Consider the following 20453-nt stretch of genomic DNA (forward strand, 5'->3'; position numbering starts at 1 on the left):
CATGGTGACCCGTCAGATCCCACGGCAGGAAACCTGCCCGGTACGACGCTGGGCGACACAGGCCCCTCATCGTATTGCCATCCACAGCGGGGAGCCTCTTAGCTACCAGCGCCTCGACCTGCGCCTCAACAGCCTGTGCAATCAGCTCGCCCGGGCCGGGCTGGAACGGGGAGATCATCTCGCCGCCGTGGTGCGCGGCGCCCTGGAGGATGTGTTGCTGGCCTGGGCCTGCGTGCGCAGCGGCATCGTCTTCTGCCCCCTCAATCCCGCCTTTCCGGCAACCAGACACAGCGAACTGGCGAGCCAGCTCGAGGCCCGGGCATTCTGGTCGGCAGGCGAGATCCCGGCGGGCGACTGGCAAGCCCTCAGCCTCGACTTCACGGGCGAGCTGGCCGCAGATGGGGAGTTCCCGCTGGTACCCGACCAGCCGAACAACATGATCCTCACCTCGGGATCCAGCGGTACCCCCAAGGCGGTGGTCCACCGCCTCGCCAACCACCTCGCCTCGGCCCGGGGTTCCGCCACCCTGATCCCCCTGGACGAAGCCTGCGGCTGGCTGCTCTCCCTGCCACTGTTTCACGTCGGCGGTTACGCCATCCTGTTTCGGGTCTTCCTGGCGGGAGCCGCCCTGGTGCTGGACGATCGCACCCGGCCCCTCAAGGCGCGGCTCGAGGATCAGCACATCACCCACCTCTCGCTGGTGCCGACCCAGCTCTGGCGCCTGCTGGCACAGGGCTTCGACCCATCCCGCACCCGGGTGCGAGAGCTGCTGCTCGGGGGCGCCGCCATCCCGGCGCCCCTGGTCAACCGGCTGACCGCTCTGGGGCTGGAGCCCAAGGTGAGCTATGGCCTCTCCGAGATGGGCAGCCAGGTCTGCACCGGGCAACCCTGCGCCGCCGGCGTGGTGGGTCGCCCGCTGCCGGGGCGGGAGGTCTGCATCCGCCAGGGGGAGATCTGCGTGCGCGGTGAGACCCTGTTTGCCGGATATTTCAGGGAAGGCGAGCTGGTGCGCCCCCTCGATGAAGAGGGCTGGTTCCACACCCGGGACAAGGGCCGCCTCACTCCGGGGGGCGATCTGGTGGTGGAGGGGCGGCTCGACAACCTCTTCATCTCGGGAGGGGAGAACATCCAGCCCGAGACCATAGAGCAGCGGCTGGTGGATCACCCCGCCGTGGCCCAGGCCCTGGTGGTGCCGGTGCCGAGCGACGAGTGGGGGCATAGGCCCGCCGCCTTCATCGACTGGCACGGCGAACCGGCACCATCTGCCGAGCTGGCCGCCTGGATCAGGCTGTCGTTACCCGGCTTCATGGTGCCGGACCAGTGGCATCCCTGGCCGGATCTCGGCGGCAATCTGAAACCCTCCCGCACCCTGCTCGCCCGCAGCTTGCGACAAGAGGAGTGACGCCTCCCCCATATGGGGCGGAGTCCTTGCTATCAACACAGCCCCCTTTGGGGCTGTTTTTATGTTGTTTGCTCCCGAATACATCATTTCGCTGCGCCATCTGGCCAATTGATATTCCTTTGGAGCCCAATACCCTCTCTGGTCCCCACGCCTCTCCATCCACCAAAGGGATCATGATGAAGCACCTCTCTCCCCGGCTGCTGCTCCTGGCAGCCCCAGGCCTGCTCGCCACTTCGGCGCTGGCCAACTACTCCCCCTCCGACTGGCAACAGTATCAACTCAAAGGCGAATCCAGCCGTCAGCTGGGGGATCGTCTCACCGAAGTGACCTTTGAACTGAGCGCCCGCAGCGGCGACGCCCCTTATCAGCAGTTGAGGGTGTATCGCCGCTTCGACTGGCGCGATGCCAACCTGGCTGCGCTGGCAGAGCAGCAGTGCGGCGAGCCGCAACTCAAGATCGAGCAGGGCTGGCAGATCCGCTACCTCAGCTGTGAAGAGGTGGTACCGGCCGGCAAGGCCGTCCCGGCCAGCAGCTATGACTATGGCTACGGCATGAAGCAGGGCCGCTGGGAGCCGCTGGCGGGCACCCCGACCGCGCCGCGTCAGGATCGTCTGCCGTTGGCTGAGCGGGTCATCCTGGGTCACAGCGAGCAGGAGCTGGATCGCTGCGAGCTCAACGCCGAAGGTCGCTGCGCCGAGCAGGCATGGCAGTACCAGCCGCAAAACTGGCAGCAATTGAAGGTGCTGGAAGAGACCCCCAATGAACGGGATGGCCGCCTCGAGCAGATCTTCTTCCGCCTGCAGCCCATCGCGGGCAGCCAGGCCGCCAAGCAGGTGAGCGAGTTGCACGTCTGGCGTCAGTACACCTGGTTGCTGGACGAGATCAAGGCCCAACAGGAGTGCGATGAACCCCAGACCCGTCAGGAAGGGGACAAGACCATCAGCTACCGGGTGTGCCGTCAAACCCTGCCCGCTGGCAGCGAAGTGCAGGTGGTCTTGAAGGACACCGGCTATCAATACCCGGTGGGGGGCAGCGAATGGCAGACCCTGCCGGAGACAACCGAGTGGCAGGAGAGCCGGGGGCTCAACCGCCCTATCGTGCTGGCCAGCAAGGAAGAGCAGCTCGACTGTCGCCGTACCGACGGCCGCGCCTGTTCCGAGACGGATCTGCCGGGCACCGAGCTACTGGACGCCGAAGCTGCCAAGATAGTGCAGGATGCCAGTGGCCAGCCCGCACCGGTCTGGCAGGAGAACTATGGTCACGATGACACCAAGCTGCTGGCCGTGTCGCGCGGCATCCAGAGCCTGCTGGCGGCCAATCAGCCGGCCCATCCGGCCATGAAGCTGCTGCTGGAATACGTGCGTGCCCACAACTACCACAACTACGGCAAGCACAAGGAAGACGGCCCGGCTGCTGCTGAGGCGCTGGCCGAGGCATTGACGGCACTCGGTGCCCATCCGCTGCTCTTCCCGGAGCAGGCCAGCGACGAAGTAGGCGCCGTCATGGGAGCCTGGAGCATCGCTCTGCACGGTCAGTTCAAGAGCCCGGCAGTGCAGAGCCGCTTTGGCACCCTGCTCGGCGAGTTCAACCAGATGCTGGCCTACAGCACCCGCCATGCCAGCGAGATCAACGGTCAGCACGCCTGGGCAACCGGTCTGTTCGATCTGCTCAACTTCCTCGACTTCGCCAGCGACTACAGCGACCCCTTCGCCAACGACTTCCGCCAGCAGGATGGCGAGCTGCGCAAGCAGCTGCACGCCCTCGGCATGAGCGAGCTCGCGTTGTGGCAAGGAAGGGATGGCGCCGATCTGTTCCTGCTCAACAACGTGCTGGATGCCTACACCCGCCTCTACCGGGTCGCCCGCTACACCCGCCCGGACGAGCTCGATGGCTACCGCAAGCTGCTGGATGACTCCGTCATTGCACTGGTTCGCCACCACGACCTGATCCCTGGTGGTCAGCAGAGCCAGGATCTGCTGGAAGACATGTCGCTGACCCTCTCCACCTACTACCTGACCTACACGGACCGCACCAGCGAAGCCTGCATCAGCGGTGACTTCGCCGGGCTCTGCACCCCTGTCCGGGTGGAGGACGTGCTGCCGTTCGAGCATACCTGCTCGCCGACCCTGCGCCTGCGGGCCCAGGATCTGACCATGAGCCAGGCCGAGGGGATCTGCCGTGAACTGGGTGCCGAAGAGCAGCAGTTCCACCAGCAGATGGAGACCGGCTGGCAGCCGGTGGCGGACGATCACAACGAGGCGCTGGAACTGGTGGTCTTCAACTCCTCCGCCGACTGGAAACGCTATGGCAGTGCCCTGTTCGGCGGCGTCTCCACCGACAACGGCGGCATCTACCTCGAAGGGGATCCGGCGCGCCCCGGCAACCAGGCCCGCTTCTTCGCCTACGAGGCGGAGTGGAAGCGCCCAGCGTTCCAGGTGTGGAACCTGCGCCACGAGTACGTGCACTACCTGGACGGCCGCTTCAACCAGTACGGCAGCTTCGGCCACTACCCGCTCAACCGCACCACCTGGTGGTCGGAAGGGCTGGCGGAGTTCATCGCCCACGGCCAGTGCTTCGCCCGCGGTCTGGACAACGTCGCCGGCCGTCCGGCCAGCGATCGTCCGACCCTGGCCGACATCCTGCATCTGGATTACGACAAGGGCGGCGAGATGGTCTACTCCTGGTCCTACACGGTGCACCGCTTCCTGAATGAGACCGGTCGCGGCGCCAGCTGGCTGGCCATGGCCCAGGCCCTGCGCAACCCGGATCAGCAGCAGGCCATGAGCGCCTTCGAAGCCGAGCTGGACCAGCTGATTGCCAATGACAGCGAGGCCTACCAGCAGTGGCTCGGCCGCAAGCTGCTGCCCTGGTGGGAAGCCAACAAAGACTCTGACGAGTGCAAGGCCAACGACTCCTCCCACTGAGGACGAGACGGCTATGACAAGGGGCGGCCATGGTCGCCCCTTGTTTATGGCGCCGTTTGATAAGCCCGGGATCCTGGCGCGCGCTGCGACAACCTCTGCCCGAGTGAGACCCTGCGCCGCCATCAAACCTGACGCGCCACAACAACTTGTAATAGAATGGCCCCCTGTCTTCTCTTACTTCAGACCCGAACCGCACCGCGCATGAAGAAGTTTGCCAAGATCCTGCTCGCCTGCCTCTGCCTGTTGCTGGCCTCCATCGCCGCCCTGCTTGGCTACAGCGAGTGGACCGTCTCGGACGCCCGTCACTACACCTACGACGACGTCAATGCGGTGCCCTACAACCGGGTCGCCCTGGTGCTCGGCACCTCCAAATACCTGATTGGCGGCAGCCCGAACCACTACTTCAAATACCGGATCAAGGCCGCCGCCGAGCTCTACAACAACGGCAAGGTGGACTACATCCTGGTCTCCGGCGACAACGCCACCGTGCAGTACAACGAACCGCGCCAGATGCGGCGGGCCCTGATCCAGGCCGGCATCCCGGCCAACGCCATCTACAGCGACTACGCAGGGTTTCGGACCCTGGATTCCATCGTGCGTGCCAAGGAGGTGTTCGGTCAGGCCCACTTCACCGTGGTCTCCCAGGCCTTTCACAACGAGCGCGCCATCTTCATCGCCCGCCATTTCGGCATCGAGGCGGTCGGCTTCAACGCCGTGGATCCCAGCGCCTATCAGGGCATCAAGACCCGGGTGCGCGAGGTGTTCGCCCGCCTGATGGGGCTGCTGGACCTCTACGTGCTGGACAAGGGGCCCAAGTTCCTCGGCGAGCCCATCGTCATCGGCGGCCCGGTCCCCTGCCAGGCGTTGAGCACCATAGGGGCGAGCCAGCCCTGCCTGCCCATTGCACCGCCCCCTCATCAGCCGAAGGCCAAGCAGGCAACGGCCGTGAGCGCTGCAACAGCCACCAGTGCAGCGGCTGCAACCAGCGGTGCCCCGGCCACCAGCGCAGCCGTGCCGAGCGAAGCAACACCCGTGGATAATCCGGCTGCCAGCAGCGCGCCGACCCCTCAATAGCAGAGACCCGCCAACAGGCGGGTCTCTTTTATTGGGCTCGGTATTTCCGGCGATCAGGCCCTTGCCGCCACGTAACGCCGTGCCACCTCATCCCAGTCGATCACGTTGTAAAACGCGGCTATGTAGTCGGGACGCTTGTTCTGGTACTTGAGGTAGTAGGCGTGCTCCCACACATCCAGCCCGAGTATCGGGGTGAGCCCCTCCATCAGGGGGCTGTCCTGGTTCGCGCTGCTCACCACCTGCAACTTGCCGCGCCCATCGACCACCAGCCAGGCCCAGCCGCTGCCAAAACGGCTCAACGCCGCCTGGGTAAAGGCCTGCTTGAAGGCCTCCAGCCCACCCAGCTCCCGCTCCATCGCCGCGGCCAGCTCGCCGTCCGGCTCGCCGCCGCCCTGTGGACTCATCACCTGCCAGAACAGGCTGTGGTTGGCGTGACCGCCGCCGTGATTGCGCACCGCCCCCTGAACCTGGGCCGGCAGGCTGTCGATACGGGCAAGCAATGCCTCCAGCGGCAGGGCAGCCAGCTCCGGCAGATCGGCCAGGGCGGCATTGAGGTTGGTGATGTAGGTCTGATGGTGACGGCTGTGATGGATCTCCATGGTCTTTGCATCGATATGGGGTTCCAGCGCGTCATAAGCGTAAGGAAGGGCTGGCAAGGTATGGCTCATGTTCATTGTCTCTCCTGTTGGGCTCAATGCAGTTGATGGGCAGAGACGGTCTGACACAGACATTGACCCAGGCTGCGCTGGATGCCGTCGTGATGACCGTGTTTGCCCAGAAAGGCGAGCAGCTCGGTACGGGTGCTGCGGGCGTGGCGAACAGCCGCCTCCCGCAGGGCAGCGGAACTGGTGGGGGACTGGCTGGTGGCCAGCAGGCAATCATGGATGTGACACAGCAGGTCGGCGGCCCTATCCGGCAGGGTCATGGCCACCAGCAGATCCGCCAGGTTGTGATGGGCCACCACCAGGGCCGCCACCGCTTCGTCGGCATCGTGCCAGTCGGCAAACTGCTGGCGGGCAAGCCACAGCGCCTGCTGATAGCAGTCGAGCGCCCTGGCGTACTCCCCCGCATCGAAATGGCGGTTGCCACTCAGGGTCTGTGCCTTCCAGTGCGCCATGCTGCTGTCCGCTCCGGTGGTACCGACCCACCCCTTCACCCAGGTTCCCGTCATGACTCGACCACTCAAATGATAATAATTATTATTTAACTTATTTGATGGGCAGACACAAGGAATAGTTGGTGCCGCCTTTTTTGCCCATATGGGTAGGGTTTTTCTGCAATCCCCGGTTTAGTGATCCCATCCACAGATACATTTGAGTTCAGCCACCATGCTGCCGGTACTGGCATGAGGCCGGTGGCTGCCCCGGTGACGACCAGAATGCAGCCGGTTTTTTCGCAAGGACGGTGAAGATGAAAAGATGGCTATTGATGCTGTTGTGCGCCCTGCCCATGCTGGGTCAGGGGGCCGGTTATACCCAGACCCGCTACCCCATAGTGCTGGTGCACGGTCTGTTCGGTTTCGACAAGCTGCTCGGGGTCGATTACTTCTACGGCATCCCCCAGGCCCTGACCCGGGATGGCGCCAAGGTTTACGTGGCCCAGGTCTCCGCCACCCAGAGCTCGGAGCTGCGCGGTGAACAGCTGCTCAAGCAGGTGCAGCAGGTGCTCGCCATCACGGGGGCGGAGAAGGTGAACCTCATCGGCCACTCCCACGGCGGCCCCACCATTCGCTACGTCGCTTCTGTCGCCCCCGAGCTGGTCGCTTCCGCCACCAGCGTGGGCGGGGTCAACCATGGCTCGGAGATCGCCGACCTGGTGCGGGCCAAGGTGGCACCGGGTTCGGTGGCCGAGAAGCTGGCGGTGGCCGCCGCCTCGGCCCTGTCCGGGGTCATCTCGCTGCTCTCCGGGGGCAGCCAGCTGCCGCAGGATCCCCTCGCCGCCCTCGACGCCCTCACCAGCACCGGCGCCCAGCGCTTCAACCAGCGCTATCCGGAAGGGCTGCCGAGCCAGCATTGCGGTGAAGGGCCCATGCAGGCCGCCAACGGGGTCTACTACTTCTCCTGGAGCGGACGCGGCACCATGACCAACATCCTGGATCCGGTGGATCCGGCGCTGGCGCTGACCGGCAGCTTCTTCAAGGAGCCCAGTGACGGCCTGGTCGGGGTGTGCAGCAGCCACCTCGGCAAGGTGATCGGCACCCACTACCGCATGAACCATCTGGACGAGGTGAACCAGTCGTTCGGCATTCGCCACCTGTTCGAGACCGACCCGGTCAACCTCTATCGCCAGCACGCCAACCGCCTGCAGAGGCTGGGACTATGAACAGGGCATGGCTGATGGCTGCTCCGCTGGCGGCGGCCCTGCTGCTGGGGGGCTGGCAATACTGGCCCTCCGCTGACGCAACCGCCCCTTCGCCGCAACATGCCGGGCCCGCTTCCCCTCTGGTCAGGCAGGCTGCACCGCCGTCGGATAAGTCCTCGCTGCAGGCCCGCCATGAAGCCTTTCTCGCGGCTGAGGGCAGCCTGACGGTGCCGGCGGATCCGGGCCTGGCCAGCTTGCAGAAGCTGTTCGACGAGCGCGAGCAGTTGCGCAGGCAGCGCTTCACCCCGGCCGAGCAGGAGCAGCTGTTTGCCGAGGACAGGCTGATGGAGCAGTGGACCCTGCGCCGCAAGGCGCTGGCGGAGGCCAGCGATGCCGACAAGCCGCTGCTGGCGAGCGAGCTGGAGCTCTGGCTGGCGGAGCAGCCCCAGTGGTTTCGGGAGGCGGAGGCCAACAGCCGCCTGCTGGGCGATCTGCTGGCTCTGGAGCAACTCCCCGCAGCAGGGCGTGACGCCGCACTGCGCGAACAGTTGGGACCGGAGGCGGCAGACCGGTTGCACCAGTTGGCAGAGAGCCAGCAGGCGTTCGAGCAGCAGCTGGCCGGCTATCTGGCCGAGATCAGGCCCCTGCCTGCCGAGGCCCGGGTCAGCCAGCAGCCGGAGATCCTGGCACGCTGGTTCGAGCCCGGTCAGTGGCGACGGGTGGAGGCCCTCACCCGGCTCACCCTGGGCGAGCAGTAACCGGCATGAAAAAGGGGCCCGCAAGTGGGCCCCCATTCTTTGACGCTGCCGCCCTTACTGCGGCTTGTTGGCACCCGGCAGCGGCTGCCAGGTGAGGCGAGTCACCCGGTTGCCCTGCACCTCGCAGGTGAGGCAGAGATCCTGCCACCCCTTCTCCTGGCGCAGGGAGACCTCTCCCTTGATGCCCTCTGCACTCCTCTTGAGTTTGGCCGGCTCGAAGGTCACCTTGTCACCTCCGGCGAGCGCCATCAGCTTGCCATTGCAGAGCCACTGGGCCAGCTCCGCCCCCTTGAGCTTGACGCCCCCCTTGTCAGCCTTCTCCTCGGCGGTGCTCGGTGCAAGCAACCCGCCCAGCTCGGCCGCCCGTCTGGTCAGCCAGGCTTCCCGCTGCTGCATGCTCATCTTGCTGACAAACTCCGCAGGCTGCCCCTTGTCGTCCAGCCATTGGGTCAGCTTGCCACTGTCATCGAAGGCGAACTGGGCGGCGGGCTCCTTCACCCCGAACAGCTTGCCGCCCTTGAAGTAGTAACGGCTCTCCCCTTCCTGTTTGCCCTGCTCGTTCAGGATGGGCACGGCGATGATGACAGGCGTGCCGTCGACCCAGGCCTTGATGTCAACGCCATCGTGGCTGAACAAGCGGGTATCGAGGGCGCTGTCGGCCCCCTTCTCCATCAGGGTGAACTGCTCGGCCAGGGAGGCGGCAAATGAAGGCAGGGAGCAGAGTCCCAGTCCCAAGCCGAGGCTCAGGGCGATCGCGGTTGTGCGCATAAGTGTCCTGTGGTGGGCCCGAAGGCCGGATTAACTCTCTACCAGCCAGACCCTCAGTCCCTCCCGGTGAGCCTCGCTCAAAGGGATGGACTGCCGGGTCCGGTAGTCAAAATGGATCAGGGTCGTCTCGGCGGTCACCGCCAGCTCGCCGCCCTGCCAGGCTTCCTGCCAGAGCGTGAAGGAGCTGGTACCGATACGCCGCACGCCGGTCTTGATCGACACCATCTGGCCATAGAACAGCTCCCGTTTGAATTGCACCGTGTAGCCCGCGATGATCAGATGCCAGTCATGCACATCCAGCTCGGGGGAGAAGAGGCGAAACAGGGGATCACGGGCCGATTCAAACCAGACCGCCGGCACCGTGTTGTTGATGTGGCCGAGGGCGTCCGTCTCTTGAAAACGGGGTTGGATCTGCATTTCCAGCATGGATGTCGACTCCTTGTCGTAGGACCGCGCACAGGCTAGCGCGCCAACCCGTCCGACTCAAGCGTCCCTGCCTGGGGGTGAGAGCCACCGCCGGTTTCCGGCTCCTGCGCCACCTGCTCGGGCTTTAACCAGGCGCTGCGAAAATCGAACCAGCCAAGAGCCGTCATGCGCACACCGTGCACGCCGACCCGGCTCTCCAGCTCCAGCCAGTGGTGAAACAGCGGCACGAACCAGCTCTGGCGCTGCACCTCGGCCAGCAGGGCGCGGGGGCCGGGCTCTTCACCATGGGCGCGCCACTGCGTCAATCCCTGCCACAGGGCCTGCTGGCCGCCCCACACCCGGCGCAGCAAGGGGGTGCCCTGAAGCCAGGCGTAAGGGGCGAAGGCGTGCTCATGCTCCAGGTTGAGGGTGCCGAACCAGAGATCCACATCTTCATCCTCCCCGCTCACCCAGCGGCCGTAGTCCAGGGTACGTACCTCGAGCTGGATCCCCTGCTCTGCCAGCAGGCTGCTCATGGCGCTGGCGCACTCGTTGAATTCCAGGTGCTGGTTGAAGCAGGCCAGTACCAGCCGCGCTGGCAGGCTGACCGGGCCGGGCTCGGGAAGAGGCAGGCTCTCGCGCCAGTGGGGCAGGAGGCCCAATGCGCTGGTCCAGCCCCGCTGCAGTTCGGGTGCCACCCGGGCCATCAGGGCGATGGGGTTGAGCAGCCGGGTCAGCCACTGGCGCAGGGCCGGGTCCTGCAGGGGGACCGATCTGTCGTCCTGCAGCAGGAAGTAGCAGCCGGATTCCAGTTCGGACTCCCCGCGCATGGAACCAAGCTCCGGGGTGTCGCTGCCCAGCCTGACGTGGCTCTCCAGCCGTTCCGCCAGCTCCGGCAGCATCCAGATGTCGATCTCGTCGAGCAGGGCCCGCAGCCCGAAGTAGTCGTCAAATGCTTCGAGGCACAGGTGCAGGGGGTCGTTGGCGCTCACCCGATAGGGGCCGGTGCCCACCGGCTGCAGGGCGAAATTCGCCTCCCCCTTGAGCTCCCGCGGCAGGATGGCCGCCACCGGCTCGGCCAGCAGGTGCGGCAGCAGAGGATCCGGGCTGTCGAGATGAAGATCCAGGGTGCGCGGCCAGCGGCTCTCCAGCCGTGCCAGATGGGCGAACAGCGGGCGATCCCGCAAGGCCTGCAGGCTCTCCATCACATCCTCCACCACCAGTTCGCGGCCATGGTGAAAGCGCACCACGGGGCGCAGATAGAAGCGCCAGTGACAGGGGGCCAGACACTCCCAGTAGTGGGCGAGATCCCCCTCTATTTCCCCATTTTCCTCGTTTCGCCGGGTCAGACCGTTGAAGATCTGGCGGCTCAGGTGAATTTCGGAGCGGCGCAAGGGCGCGGTGGGCAACAGACCGGGCAGGGGCCGGTAGTAGGGCACCCGCAGGATCTGGCGCCCTTCCCGGGTGGCCTGGCCGAGCTGCTCGATGAGCAGCGGAGTGAGCAGATCGAGGCGATCTTCGGCCAGCCGCACCGCCTGCGCCAGCTGGCCCTGGCTCAGCAGATCCCGCAGCCGGCGCCGGGTCAGGCTCTCCTGGTTGTCGAGCAGGGTGAGGCGGGAGCGCCGCCCCCGCCCTGCCTCCGCCGTCCAGCACAGCCAGCCCTGCCCTTCCATGCGGCGCAGCAGCAGGCGGGCATTGCGGGGGGTGCAGCAGAGCAAGTCCGCCACCTCGGCGAGGCTGATTTCCCGCTCGTCGCAGCCAAGCTGCTGGGTGAGCCGTTGAAATTGCTGATAAAGGCGGGTGGTAGGCATAAAAGAGGAGATCCTTTCTATGAAAGTCATCAGTTTTTACTTCCGCATTTTAGCTCAATACTGCTGGCGAACGTGAGAACCACAGCACAGGAGCACCATCATGAGCCATGCCACCCCCCTCAAACCGAACCGGATCCAGCAAACCCTTCGTCGCTACTTCCTGAGGATCCTGCCCCGCCCTCTGACGCTGGTCGAAGATCCCATGGTGCAGCTCAACCGCCTGATGCAGTGGGATATGCACCAGATAGACGACAGGGAGTATCGCCGCCGCCTCTGAGCCCCCCTCGCCCGGATCGCACAAGGGGGGGCGCAGTTCGCCAACGGGCGCAATTGCTTTGCCGGATTGGGTGGTTTACATCGGCGCCAGGACTGCTAGATTGGACGTCTATCCATCCATAATGGTGACATCCAACAAGGAGTGTGTGATGAAAGATGCGACCCTGGCCCTGCACCACGGCTTTGCCAACGACCCCACCACCAAGGCCGTTGCCGTGCCCATCTACCAGACGGTGGCCTACGAGTTCGAGAGCGCCCAGCACGGGGCGGACTTGTTCAATCTGGCGGTGCCGGGGAACATCTACACCCGCATCATGAACCCCACCAACGATGTGCTGGAGCAGCGGATGGCCGCCCTTGAAGGGGGGATCGCCGCCCTGGTGGTCTCGGCAGGTTCCGCCGCCATCACCTACGCCATCCAGGCGCTGACCGCCGCCGGTGACAACATCGTCTCCACCCCCCAGCTCTATGGCGGCACCTACACCCTGTTCGCCCACATGCTGCCGAGCTTCGGGGTCGAGGTTCGCTTCGCCAAGGATGACAGCGCCGAGGCCATCGCCGCCCTCATCGATGACAAGACCAAGGCGGTTTACTGCGAGAGCATCGGCAACCCGGCCGGCAACATCGTCGACATCGCCGCCCTGGCCAAGGCCGCCCACGCCCGCGGCGTGCCGCTCATCGTCGACAACACGGTCGCCACTCCGGTCTTGTGCAAACCCATCGAACACGGCGCCGACATCGTGGTGCACAGCCTGACCAAATATGTCGGCGGCCACGGCAACTCCCTGGGGGGCGTCATCGTCGACTCGGGCAAGTTCCCCTGGGCGGATCACGCCGAGCGCTTCCCCCAGCTGACCCAACCCGAGCCTTCTTATCACGGGGTGGTCTACACCGAGGCCTTCGGCCCGGCGGCCTTCATCGGCCGGGTGCGCACCGTGCCGCTGCGCAATACCGGGGCGGCGCTGGCGCCGATGAACGCCTTCCTGCTGCTGCAAGGGCTGGAAACCCTGAGCCTGCGCATGGAGCGCCACGTGGACAACGCTCTGCGGGTGGCCCACCACCTCAAGCACCACCCCAAGGTGGCCTGGGTCAGCTACGCCGGTCTGCCGGGTAACCCCCACTACCCGCTGGCGGAGAAGTACATGGCCGGTCGCCCCTCGGCCATCCTCTCCTTCGGCCTGAAGGACGGCTACGAGGCGGGCGTGCGCTTCTACGATGCCCTCAAGATCTTCAAGCGGCTGGTCAACATCGGCGACGCCAAGTCCCTGGCCTGCCACCCCGCCTCTACCACCCATCGCCAGTTGAGCGAAGAGGAGCAGGCCAAGGCTGGAGTGAAACCTGAGATGATCCGGCTGTCAGTGGGAATCGAAGCCATCGAGGACATCCTGGCGGATCTGGATCAGGCGCTGGAGGCCTGAGTCAATCGACGAAGGAGCGGGCACCACGCCCGCTCTTTTTCATCCATAAGTGAACCTGCTGCCGGGGCGCTGCGTATCACCGCCTTCCGTCACTGCGTCGAGGTTTCCATGATAGTCCTGCACCACCTGAACAAATCCCGCTCCCAGCGCATCATCTGGCTGCTTGAAGAGCTGGGCCTGTCCTATGAGATCAAGGCCTACCAGCGCGATGCCGCCACCTTTCTGGCGCCGCCCGAGCTCAAGGCCGTCCACCCTCTCGGCAAGTCGCCGGTCATCGAGTTTGACGGCCGGGTGCTGGCGGAATCCGGTGCCATCACAGAGTACCTGATCGCCCGCCACGCCCCGGACCGGCTGGCACCGGCCACCGACAGCCCGGAGTATCCCGAATACCTGCAGTGGCTCCACTTCGCCGAGAGCTCCGGCATTCTGCCGCTGCTGCTCGACATGTTCGTGCGCAAGGATGGCAGCCCGATGCGCTTCCTGCCGGACTACGCCAAAGCCGAGTGCGCCAAGGTGCTGGGCTATCTCGATGAGGTGCTGGCAAACCGCCGTTACCTGGTGGCCGATCGCCTATCCGGCGCCGACATCCTGAACTCCTTCCTGGTGGATCTGCTGGCCCAGAACGGTCAGCTGGCCCAGTTCCCGCATCTGCAAGCCTACTGGCAGCGCCTCAATACCCATCCGGCCCGCCAGAAGGCGGCAGCCCTGGAGCGCGAGCTGGACCGCAGCGCCGAATAAACGGCGGTGCCCCGGTGACACCCTGCAAAACGCCCCGATGATCGGGGCGTTCTCTTTTCCGGCCGTCAGCCAGATATCAAAGCGCGTGGGACAGGATCCTGGCCGCACTTATTGTCCAGATCGCCCCTTGGCCAAGGGACTCAGGCCTAGAGGGCGTGAGAGAGGATCCGCGCTACCTTGTCGGGATCAATGTCCTGCTGCTCCCCGAGGGCGGTCAGGCCGAACAGCTTGAGGTTGGAACAGATCCCCGGGATGCAGCGCGCATCCAGACCATAGTCGGCGAGGCGGGTACCCACCCCCATCTGCTGGAAGAACTGCTCGGTACGGATGATCGCCTCTTCGATACGCAGCGCCTTGTCCTCGCGGCTGGAGTGCCATACTCGCTCGGCGAACTGGGCCAGCTTCTCCTGCTTCTGGGCCGATTGCTCCCGCAGCAGGGAGGGCAGCACCACCGCCAGACTCTGGGCATGATCCAGCCCGTGCAGGGCGGTGAGCTGGTGACCGATGGCGTGGGTGGACCAGTCCTGGGGCACGCCGCGACCGATGAGGCCGTTGAGGGCCAGGCTGGCCGCCCACATCAGGTTGGCACGTACCTGGTAGTTGGTGGGCTCCACCAGCGCCCGCGGACCGTTGTCCACCAGCACCTGCAACAGCCCTTCCGCCAGCCGGTCCTGCACCTCGCCCCCCACCGGGAAGGTGAGGTACTGCTCGAGGATGTGGACGAAGGCATCCACCACGCCATTGCCCACCTGGCGCGGTGGAAGGCTGTAGGTGGTGGCGGGATCCAGCACAGCAAACACCGGTTGCACCAGCGGATTGTAGAAGGAGAGCTTGGCCTCCCCCCGGCTCACCACGGCGGCGGGGTTGCTCTCCGAACCGGTGGCCGGCAGGGTCAGCACACAGCCGAGCGGCAGCGCCCCCTTGATGGAGGCCTTGTCCCGCAGGATCTCCCAGGGGTCGTCCCCCTCGAAGCAGGCCGCGGCGGCCACGAACTTGGTGCCATCCACCACGGAACCGCCACCCACCGCCAGCAGGAAGTCGATGCGCTCGCGCTTGACCAGGGCCACCGCCTCCATCAGCTGATCGTACTGGGGGTTGGCGCCGATGCCGGGAAACTCCAGCCACTCCCGGCCCGCCAGCGCCTGGGTCAACTGCTCATAGACCCCGTTCTGCTTGATGCTGCCACCCCCGTAGAGCACCAGCAGACGGCTGCCGGCCGGGATCAGCTCGGGCAGAGTGGCTATCTGGCCTTCACCAAAGCAGATGCGGGTGGGATTGGCATATTGGAAGTTGTACACGGCAGAGCCCTCGGTTGATTGCATGCCGGGGAATTGTGCGCCTGCCGTGCCATCAGGTCAAAACGGGAGCCTGTCGTCAAAAATACGATGCCAGCCTGCCGATGCCGGGCGCTCCTGCCCGACTTTGCTATGGTGATAGCGGGCAGACGAGTTCGTCGCCCCCTCAAGCCCCTCCCGGGGTCCCTTTCCCACTCACAGGGTCTCTATCATGAAACTGAAGCACGCCTGGATTGCGGGTGCCCTCACCCTCTGTGCCCCTCCCCTGCTCTATGCCGCCGAGGTCACCACCCATGTGGCCGTGGCCCCCGGACAAGCCAGCCTGGCCGAAGAACTGACCGCCAGGGCAACCGTCACCGCCATCGACCTGGCCACCCGCAAGGTCAGCCTGAAAAATGCCGAAGGGCAGACCCTGAATCTGATCGCCGGGGAGGAGGTGACCAACCTTCCCCAGCTCAAGGTGGGAGATGTCGTGGCCTTGAGATATCTGCAACTGCTGGACCTGACCCTGCTCAAGGGCACCGCCGGGGTGAGAAAACGGGTGGTGGAAGTGGAAGGGGGCAAGGCGGCCGCCGGGGAGAAACCCGCAGCCGGCGCCGGCATGCAGGTAACCATCTATGCCGATGTCATCGACGTGGACAAGGCGCACCAGACCATCCGGGTCAAGGGGGTCGACCATACCCTGACCCTCAAGGTGCAGGATCCGGCCCAGTTCGCCCTCATCGCCAAGGGGGACCAGATCAAGGCCGTGCAGACCACCGCCATCGCCATCGGGATCGCCCCCCAGAGTCCCTGAGCTCTGACCACGGCAGGCCGTGCCTCCCACGGCCTGCCGGCCCCGTGGCAAGGGGGCAACCCCTTGCCTTTAACGCCCAAAGATTGCCGTTTGAATCACATCATGCCTGGGAGGCGGATTTGCCGGTGAGGCGATCCATGGCCTCCTTGAGCATGGCATCGCGCTGCGCGGCCAGGTCCTTGCTCTGCGTTTCGCGCTCCTCGGCAGAGAGCGTCTTGTCATCCGCTATCCCCTTGAGCTGACGCTCGAGATCGTCAAATTTTTTGCGATCAAAGCCCAGGGCCTTGTCCACCATCTGCTGCACCCGCACATCCTTGACGCCACCGGTCAGGACTGTGTTCTTGCCGTTCCTGGCCAGATGCTCGTAGGTCAGAGCCTGCTGCGCCTTGCCGGTCAGCACCTGGCTGGAGAGGCTGACCTGCTGAGACCAGCCGCTCTGCTTGTCGTCGCTGTCGCTGAGGGTCGCCAGGGCACGGTTCTGGGACGCGCTCTGGGCGAGTTGATGACCATAGGGTTTGATATCCATGAAGGCTCCACGCTCACTGCCGGCCTCGCCGGCTCCGGGGATGGTTTCCCCACCATGGGCCGGAGACAGCAAAATGCAGGCCAACTTGAGTACCCCCCTCTTTCGACGGTTCAGCACGGGGTCGCAGCACGCCTCCTTCTGCACTCCATGACGAGTGCGACCAGACCCATCAAAAAAAGGCGCCCGAAGGCGCCTCTTGTGGACAGGAGTCGGCTCGTCATGACATCAGCGACGGCTGATGTGGAGCGGACCGAAGGTCTGGGCCACCGGCATGATCTCGATGCTGTTGATGTTGACGTGGGCAGGCTGCTCGCTGATCCAGAGTACGGTATTGGCGATGTCTTCCGGCAGGATGGCCTGCACCCCCTGATAGACGGTGGCCGCCTTGGCGTCGTCGCCGTGGAAGCGCACGTTGGAGAACTCGGTGCCGCCACACAGGCCGGGCTCCACGTTGGTGACACGCACCGCCGTGCCCGCCAGATCCGCACGCAGGTTGAGGCTGAACTGCTTCACGAACGCCTTGGTCGCGCCGTAGACGTTGCCGCCCGGATAGGGATAGGTCCCTGCGATTGAGCCGATATTGATGACGTGGCCGCGGTTGCGCGCCACCATGCCCGGCAGCAGCAACCGGGTGATCAGGGTCAGGCCGCTGATGTTGGTGGCGATCATCTGCTCCCAGTCTTCCAGATCCGCCTTGTGGGCAGGCTCCAGCCCCAGTGCCAGGCCGGCGTTGTTGACCAGCAGGTCCACCTGTTGCCATTCGGTCGGCAGCCCCTCGATGGCGGCGCGGGTGGCAGCCTTGTCCTGGACGTCGAACACCAGGGGCAGGAACTGCTCGCCCAGCTCCTCGGACAGGGCGGCCAGCCGTTCGGCGCGACGCCCAGTGCCGATCACCCGGTGGCCTGCGCTCACCAGCAGGCGGCTGATGGCCTCACCAAAGCCGGACGAGGCGCCCGTTACCATTGCAATCATGTGAACCTCCATTGTTATTTGTCTTCTTGAAAAATCAGCACGTTATATGTCGCGTTTGCCCAGCTTTCGCCATGCGAACACCGCCAGATGCAGCAGGAAGAGACCCGAGCCCCCCAGCGCAAACAGCAGGCCGGTCAGGGCGTTGACCGAGGTATCGGCGCCGCACCACCACCAGACCAGCCAGCCGACGACCCCGATGAGAAAGGTCTGGGCGGCGCAGACCGGGCAGCGCCCGAGCTTGGCCCTGATGGCCGTGGCCAGGCAATCCTCGCAACTCATGATGGCGCCTGCCGCTCATCCCCCAGCGCCAGCACCAGGCGGTGGGCATGCTGGCCGGGCCCGTAATAATCGGGCAGCCGTACCCCGGGGCGAAACCCCAGCCCCTGATAGAGGGCCCTGGCTTCTGGGTTGGCGTCGGCGACCTCGAGGCGAATCGCCCCCCAGCCGGCCTCGCGCCCTTCCCGGATCACCTGCTCCAGCAGGCGGCGTGCCCACCCCTGACGGCGGACGGTCCAGTGGATGGCGAGGGTCTGGATGATGAGACGATCCCAACCTTTGTGTTCCAGCACGCTCACATAGCCCATCACCTGCGCCTTCTCGTCTTGCAGCAGCAGGGTGCGCCCCTTGGCCTGATTGAGCAGATAGTGCCAGCGGCTGCGGCCGAAGGCGACCTCGGGGGGAAAACAGTAGCGTTCCAGCTTCACGATGGCGCCCAAATCATCGGCTCGGGCGGCGCGCACGGTCAACACGGGGAGTCCTTGTTCGGTTATTTATCCTCAGCACCAGAAATGCGACTTGTATCACAAGTTACCAAGGCAGAATATTAGGCACTGTAACCTCTTGTTTCCCCTCGCGCCATTGTCGTGCTTGTCGGTGCATCGAAGCCCACTGGGGATCCTGCCGTTTCTGGCAGTCCTTTCTGTGGAGCCTGAAAATATGAGTACCTATGTCATCGTCGAGGAGCCGGGCGACTGGCCCTGCCATGCCGACTATCTGCTGACCGCCCGCACCTACCTGCAACACGGTCTGCCCACCACAGGGGGGCGTCCGCGCATCATCAACCTCTGCCGCAGCCTGGAACACCTGGGGGCCGGTTATTACTGCTCCCTGCTGGCCCAGGCCCGCGGCCACCACTGCCTGCCCGGATTGCAGGCCATCAGCCGGCTGCAACCCCAGCAGCCTCCCGCCAAGCTGTGGCGCAAATTGCAGGGCTGGCTGGCCCAGCAGAGCGAGGACAGGATCCGGGTGCGCGCCATCTTCGGCCAGTGCGAACAGAGCGAGCTGGCGGGACTCGCCCGCTATTACTACGGCCTGAGCCAGTTGCCGCTGCAGGAGCTGACCCTCAAGCGCGGTCGCCACGGCTGGTCGGTGCGCCAGCAGGAGAGCCTGTCACCGCTGGCGCTGAGCCCGAGCGAGAAGGCGCTGATGGTGCAGCACGCCCAGGCGCTGGTGGGCACGGGGGACGAGGAGCAGACGGCACCACGCTACCAGCTCGCCATCCTGGTCGACCCCAACGACGGCCGCGCCAGCAGCGATGCCCTGGCGCTGGAGCGTTTCATCAAGGCGGCCGCTGCCCAGGGGATCCAGGCCGAGATCCTGCCTCCCTCGGCCATCGAGCGGTTGCCGGAGTTCGACACCCTCTGGCTGCGCGCCGAGACCGCGGTCGGCCACTACACCTTCGAATTTGCCCGCCGTGCCGAGCAGCTCAAGATGCCGGTCATCGACAGCTCCCGTGCCATCCTCGCCTGCAGCAACAAGCTCTATCTCTACGAGCTGATGGTGCGCAGCGGCGTGCCCATGCCCCCCACCACCGTCGTGACCCGCCGCGGCCGCCAGCATGTGGACGAACTGGTGCAGCGCCTCGGTCTGCCGCTGATGGTGAAGATCCCCGACGGCGCCCAGGGGCGCGACCTCGCCATGGCCAGCGATGACATCCAGCTCGCCCGCCTGTTGGACGAGGGGCTGGCCCGCTCCGCCCTGCTGCTGGTCCAGAGCCGGATCCCTGCCGAGTTCGACTGGCGCATCGGCTTTCTCGACGGCTCGCCGCTGTTCGCCTGCCGCCGCTACCGACCCGAACCCGGCAACCGCATCCGTCGCCGCAAACACCCCCTCGACATGAGCCGCATCGAGGCGCTGCCCCTCAGCGACGTGCCGGAGCGGGTGCTGCAAACCGCCCGCCGCGCCGTGCACCAGCTCGGCAACGGCCTGTTCGGGGTGGATCTGCGCCAGCAGGGTCAGGGCTGCGTGTTGCTGGAAATCATCGACAACCCCTGGATACGTGGCGATATTGAAGACAGGGAGGCAAAGGACCTCTACGAGCGCCTCGCCCGGGCCTTCCGCCAGCGGCTGGAGAACCGGGGGCAGAGCGCGACAGGATAACAAGCATCGCGAGCAGAGGTGGATATGATGACAATGCAGTGGTGGGACATCGCGCCCCTTGGCTGGGAGAACATCCTGGTCTGTCTGGTGTGTGGCACCCTGGTGGGGCTGGAGCGGCAGCTTCGCGGCAAACCGGTGGGGATCCGCACCTCTTCCCTCATCGTGCTCGGCACCTACTGTTTTCTCGCCATCGGCGCCGCCGTCAGTCCTCAGGGCGCCGATCAGGCGCGGGTGCTGGGTCAGCTCATCACCGGGGTCGGCTTTCTCGGGGCCGGGGTCATGATGACCCGGGATGGTCAGGTGCTGGGGGTGACCTCCGCCGCCGCCATCTGGATGCTGGCCGCCCTCGGCGCCCTCATCGGCATGGACATGCTGCATCAGGCGCTGCTGCTCACCGTCGTCACCCTCTCCATCCTGGTGGGGGTGGACTATCTGGAAGCCAGCTTCAAGAGCCTGCGCCGCGGGGTGCACAACCGGCTGGAACACTGGCGCCACGGGGCCGAGCCCTCGGTCTCTTCCCGCCGGGACGACCTTGGCAGCGGCATCGAGAAGTAAGCCGCCACCATGAAAAAGGGCTCCATCATGGAGCCCTTTCTGTTGTCTGCCTCCC

At 65.4% G+C, this 20453-nt stretch carries 21 protein-coding genes; 11 read left to right on the forward strand and 10 right to left on the reverse strand.

The features are described 5' to 3' along the window. Position 1 precedes the first annotated feature (1 nt). The 3 genes from menE (at position 2) to C2U30_RS11765 (ending at position 5400) form a co-directional block, all read left to right on the forward strand. Complete coding sequence (gene menE, locus C2U30_RS11755) at positions 2–1402, forward strand: o-succinylbenzoate--CoA ligase (RefSeq protein WP_103243808.1); 1401 nt, start codon at positions 2–4, stop codon at positions 1400–1402. A 176-nt stretch (positions 1403–1578) separates the two neighbouring features. Further along, complete coding sequence (locus C2U30_RS11760) at positions 1579–4326, forward strand: collagenase (protein WP_103244695.1); 2748 nt, start codon at positions 1579–1581, stop codon at positions 4324–4326. Positions 4327–4482: 156 nt separating this feature from the next. After that, positions 4483–5400, forward strand: a complete 918-nt coding sequence (locus C2U30_RS11765) for a SanA/YdcF family protein (protein ID WP_103243809.1) — start codon at positions 4483–4485, stop codon at positions 5398–5400. 53 nt (positions 5401–5453) lie between these two features. On the opposite strand, the gene C2U30_RS11770 is transcribed toward C2U30_RS11765, so the two are convergent. After that, positions 5454–6068 carry a superoxide dismutase gene (locus tag C2U30_RS11770; protein ID WP_103244696.1) on the reverse strand — a complete coding sequence of 205 codons (615 nt, stop codon included), beginning with the start codon at positions 6066–6068 and terminating at the stop codon, positions 5454–5456. Positions 6069–6091: 23 nt separating this feature from the next. Next, positions 6092–6517, reverse strand: coding sequence for a hypothetical protein (locus C2U30_RS11775; RefSeq protein WP_103243810.1), 426 nt, complete (start codon positions 6515–6517; stop codon positions 6092–6094). Between the two features lie 293 nt (positions 6518–6810). Here C2U30_RS11775 and C2U30_RS11780 point away from each other — a divergent pair, with 293 nt between their 5' ends. Next, positions 6811–7722, forward strand: a complete 912-nt coding sequence (locus C2U30_RS11780; protein WP_103243811.1) for a lipase family alpha/beta hydrolase — start codon at positions 6811–6813, stop codon at positions 7720–7722. Continuing rightward, positions 7719–8459, forward strand: coding sequence for a lipase secretion chaperone (locus C2U30_RS11785; protein WP_103243812.1), 741 nt, complete (start codon positions 7719–7721; stop codon positions 8457–8459). Before C2U30_RS11780 ends, C2U30_RS11785 begins: the two co-directional genes overlap by 4 nt. A gap of 54 nt (positions 8460–8513) precedes the next feature. Here the strand turns inward: C2U30_RS11785 and C2U30_RS11790 are convergent, their stop codons facing one another. Genes C2U30_RS11790 through sgrR form a run of 3 tightly spaced genes read right to left on the reverse strand, consistent with a single transcriptional unit; the run spans position 8514 to position 11443 of the window. Next, a complete protein-coding gene (locus C2U30_RS11790; protein ID WP_103243813.1) occupies positions 8514–9227 on the reverse strand; it encodes a hypothetical protein in 714 nt (237 codons plus the stop codon). A gap of 30 nt (positions 9228–9257) precedes the next feature. Next, the gene (locus tag C2U30_RS11795) at positions 9258–9653 is read right to left on the reverse strand and encodes an acyl-CoA thioesterase (RefSeq protein ID WP_010672731.1); all 396 of its coding nucleotides are present in this window, start codon (positions 9651–9653) and stop codon (positions 9258–9260) included. A gap of 35 nt (positions 9654–9688) precedes the next feature. After that, the gene (gene sgrR, locus C2U30_RS11800; RefSeq protein WP_103243814.1) at positions 9689–11443 is read right to left on the reverse strand and encodes an HTH-type transcriptional regulator SgrR; all 1755 of its coding nucleotides are present in this window, start codon (positions 11441–11443) and stop codon (positions 9689–9691) included. Positions 11444–11543: 100 nt separating this feature from the next. Between sgrR and C2U30_RS11805 the strand changes: the two genes are divergently transcribed. The 3 genes from C2U30_RS11805 to C2U30_RS11815 all read left to right on the forward strand — a co-directional run bounded on the left by C2U30_RS11805 (position 11544) and on the right by C2U30_RS11815 (position 13875). Beyond that, on the forward strand, positions 11544–11720 hold the full coding sequence (locus tag C2U30_RS11805) for a hypothetical protein (RefSeq protein ID WP_080767934.1): 177 nt from the start codon (positions 11544–11546) through the stop codon (positions 11718–11720). 148 nt (positions 11721–11868) lie between these two features. Beyond that, on the forward strand, positions 11869–13137 hold the full coding sequence (locus C2U30_RS11810) for an O-acetylhomoserine aminocarboxypropyltransferase/cysteine synthase family protein (RefSeq protein ID WP_103243815.1): 1269 nt from the start codon (positions 11869–11871) through the stop codon (positions 13135–13137). Between the two features lie 108 nt (positions 13138–13245). Beyond that, on the forward strand, positions 13246–13875 hold the full coding sequence (locus C2U30_RS11815; protein ID WP_199767271.1) for a glutathione S-transferase family protein: 630 nt from the start codon (positions 13246–13248) through the stop codon (positions 13873–13875). Between the two features lie 146 nt (positions 13876–14021). On the opposite strand, the gene C2U30_RS11820 is transcribed toward C2U30_RS11815, so the two are convergent. Then, a complete protein-coding gene (locus C2U30_RS11820; protein ID WP_103243817.1) occupies positions 14022–15197 on the reverse strand; it encodes an iron-containing alcohol dehydrogenase in 1176 nt (391 codons plus the stop codon). 184 nt (positions 15198–15381) lie between these two features. Between C2U30_RS11820 and C2U30_RS11825 the strand changes: the two genes are divergently transcribed. Continuing rightward, complete coding sequence (locus tag C2U30_RS11825) at positions 15382–15966, forward strand: hypothetical protein (protein WP_103243818.1); 585 nt, start codon at positions 15382–15384, stop codon at positions 15964–15966. 100 nt (positions 15967–16066) lie between these two features. On the opposite strand, the gene C2U30_RS11830 is transcribed toward C2U30_RS11825, so the two are convergent. From C2U30_RS11830 to C2U30_RS11845, 4 genes are all read right to left on the reverse strand, one after another. Next, a complete protein-coding gene (locus C2U30_RS11830) occupies positions 16067–16492 on the reverse strand; it encodes a hypothetical protein (protein ID WP_103244697.1) in 426 nt (141 codons plus the stop codon). 225 nt (positions 16493–16717) lie between these two features. Next, positions 16718–17464 carry an SDR family oxidoreductase gene (locus tag C2U30_RS11835; protein WP_103243819.1) on the reverse strand — a complete coding sequence of 249 codons (747 nt, stop codon included), beginning with the start codon at positions 17462–17464 and terminating at the stop codon, positions 16718–16720. Between the two features lie 42 nt (positions 17465–17506). Beyond that, positions 17507–17743: a DUF3624 domain-containing protein gene (locus tag C2U30_RS11840; protein WP_041212265.1), complete on the reverse strand. Its 237-nt coding sequence runs from the start codon at positions 17741–17743 to the stop codon at positions 17507–17509. Next, positions 17740–18213: a GNAT family N-acetyltransferase gene (locus C2U30_RS11845; RefSeq protein WP_103243820.1), complete on the reverse strand. Its 474-nt coding sequence runs from the start codon at positions 18211–18213 to the stop codon at positions 17740–17742. The genes C2U30_RS11840 and C2U30_RS11845 overlap by 4 nt, the downstream gene beginning before the upstream one ends. 187 nt (positions 18214–18400) lie before the next feature. Between C2U30_RS11845 and C2U30_RS11850 the strand changes: the two genes are divergently transcribed. Together C2U30_RS11850 and C2U30_RS11855 are read left to right on the forward strand one after the other, a co-directional pair. After that, complete coding sequence (locus C2U30_RS11850; protein ID WP_010672720.1) at positions 18401–19843, forward strand: RimK family alpha-L-glutamate ligase; 1443 nt, start codon at positions 18401–18403, stop codon at positions 19841–19843. Between the two features lie 24 nt (positions 19844–19867). Further along, on the forward strand, positions 19868–20398 hold the full coding sequence (locus C2U30_RS11855; protein WP_039039793.1) for an MgtC/SapB family protein: 531 nt from the start codon (positions 19868–19870) through the stop codon (positions 20396–20398). The last annotated feature ends 55 nt before the right edge of the window (positions 20399–20453 follow it).

The sequence above is a fragment of the Aeromonas sp. ASNIH5 genome, assembly GCF_002902865.1.
In the GTDB taxonomy this organism is placed as follows: Bacteria; Pseudomonadota; Gammaproteobacteria; order Enterobacterales; family Aeromonadaceae; genus Aeromonas; species Aeromonas caviae.

Bases quoted from the DNA above. Each gene is read 5' to 3' on its own strand.
- menE (WP_103243808.1), top strand. From the start codon at position 2: ATGGTGACCCGTCAGATCCCACGGCAGGAAACCTGCCCGGTACGACGC.
- C2U30_RS11760 (WP_103244695.1), top strand. From the start codon at position 1,579: ATGAAGCACCTCTCTCCCCGGCTGCTGCTCCTGGCAGCCCCAGGCCTG.
- C2U30_RS11765 (WP_103243809.1), top strand. From the start codon at position 4,483: ATGGCCCCCTGTCTTCTCTTACTTCAGACCCGAACCGCACCGCGCATG.
- C2U30_RS11770 (WP_103244696.1), bottom strand. From the start codon at position 6,068: ATGAGCCATACCTTGCCAGCCCTTCCTTACGCTTATGACGCGCTGGAA.
- C2U30_RS11775 (WP_103243810.1), bottom strand. From the start codon at position 6,517: ATGGCGCACTGGAAGGCACAGACCCTGAGTGGCAACCGCCATTTCGAT.
- C2U30_RS11780 (WP_103243811.1), top strand. From the start codon at position 6,811: ATGAAAAGATGGCTATTGATGCTGTTGTGCGCCCTGCCCATGCTGGGT.
- C2U30_RS11785 (WP_103243812.1), top strand. From the start codon at position 7,719: ATGAACAGGGCATGGCTGATGGCTGCTCCGCTGGCGGCGGCCCTGCTG.
- C2U30_RS11790 (WP_103243813.1), bottom strand. From the start codon at position 9,227: ATGCGCACAACCGCGATCGCCCTGAGCCTCGGCTTGGGACTGGGACTC.
- C2U30_RS11795 (WP_010672731.1), bottom strand. From the start codon at position 9,653: ATGCTGGAAATGCAGATCCAACCCCGTTTTCAAGAGACGGACGCCCTC.
- sgrR (WP_103243814.1), bottom strand. From the start codon at position 11,443: ATGCCTACCACCCGCCTTTATCAGCAATTTCAACGGCTCACCCAGCAG.
- C2U30_RS11805 (WP_080767934.1), top strand. From the start codon at position 11,544: ATGAGCCATGCCACCCCCCTCAAACCGAACCGGATCCAGCAAACCCTT.
- C2U30_RS11810 (WP_103243815.1), top strand. From the start codon at position 11,869: ATGAAAGATGCGACCCTGGCCCTGCACCACGGCTTTGCCAACGACCCC.
- C2U30_RS11815 (WP_199767271.1), top strand. From the start codon at position 13,246: ATGATAGTCCTGCACCACCTGAACAAATCCCGCTCCCAGCGCATCATC.
- C2U30_RS11820 (WP_103243817.1), bottom strand. From the start codon at position 15,197: ATGCAATCAACCGAGGGCTCTGCCGTGTACAACTTCCAATATGCCAAT.
- C2U30_RS11825 (WP_103243818.1), top strand. From the start codon at position 15,382: ATGAAACTGAAGCACGCCTGGATTGCGGGTGCCCTCACCCTCTGTGCC.
- C2U30_RS11830 (WP_103244697.1), bottom strand. From the start codon at position 16,492: ATGGATATCAAACCCTATGGTCATCAACTCGCCCAGAGCGCGTCCCAG.
- C2U30_RS11835 (WP_103243819.1), bottom strand. From the start codon at position 17,464: ATGATTGCAATGGTAACGGGCGCCTCGTCCGGCTTTGGTGAGGCCATC.
- C2U30_RS11840 (WP_041212265.1), bottom strand. From the start codon at position 17,743: ATGAGTTGCGAGGATTGCCTGGCCACGGCCATCAGGGCCAAGCTCGGG.
- C2U30_RS11850 (WP_010672720.1), top strand. From the start codon at position 18,401: ATGAGTACCTATGTCATCGTCGAGGAGCCGGGCGACTGGCCCTGCCAT.
- C2U30_RS11855 (WP_039039793.1), top strand. From the start codon at position 19,868: ATGATGACAATGCAGTGGTGGGACATCGCGCCCCTTGGCTGGGAGAAC.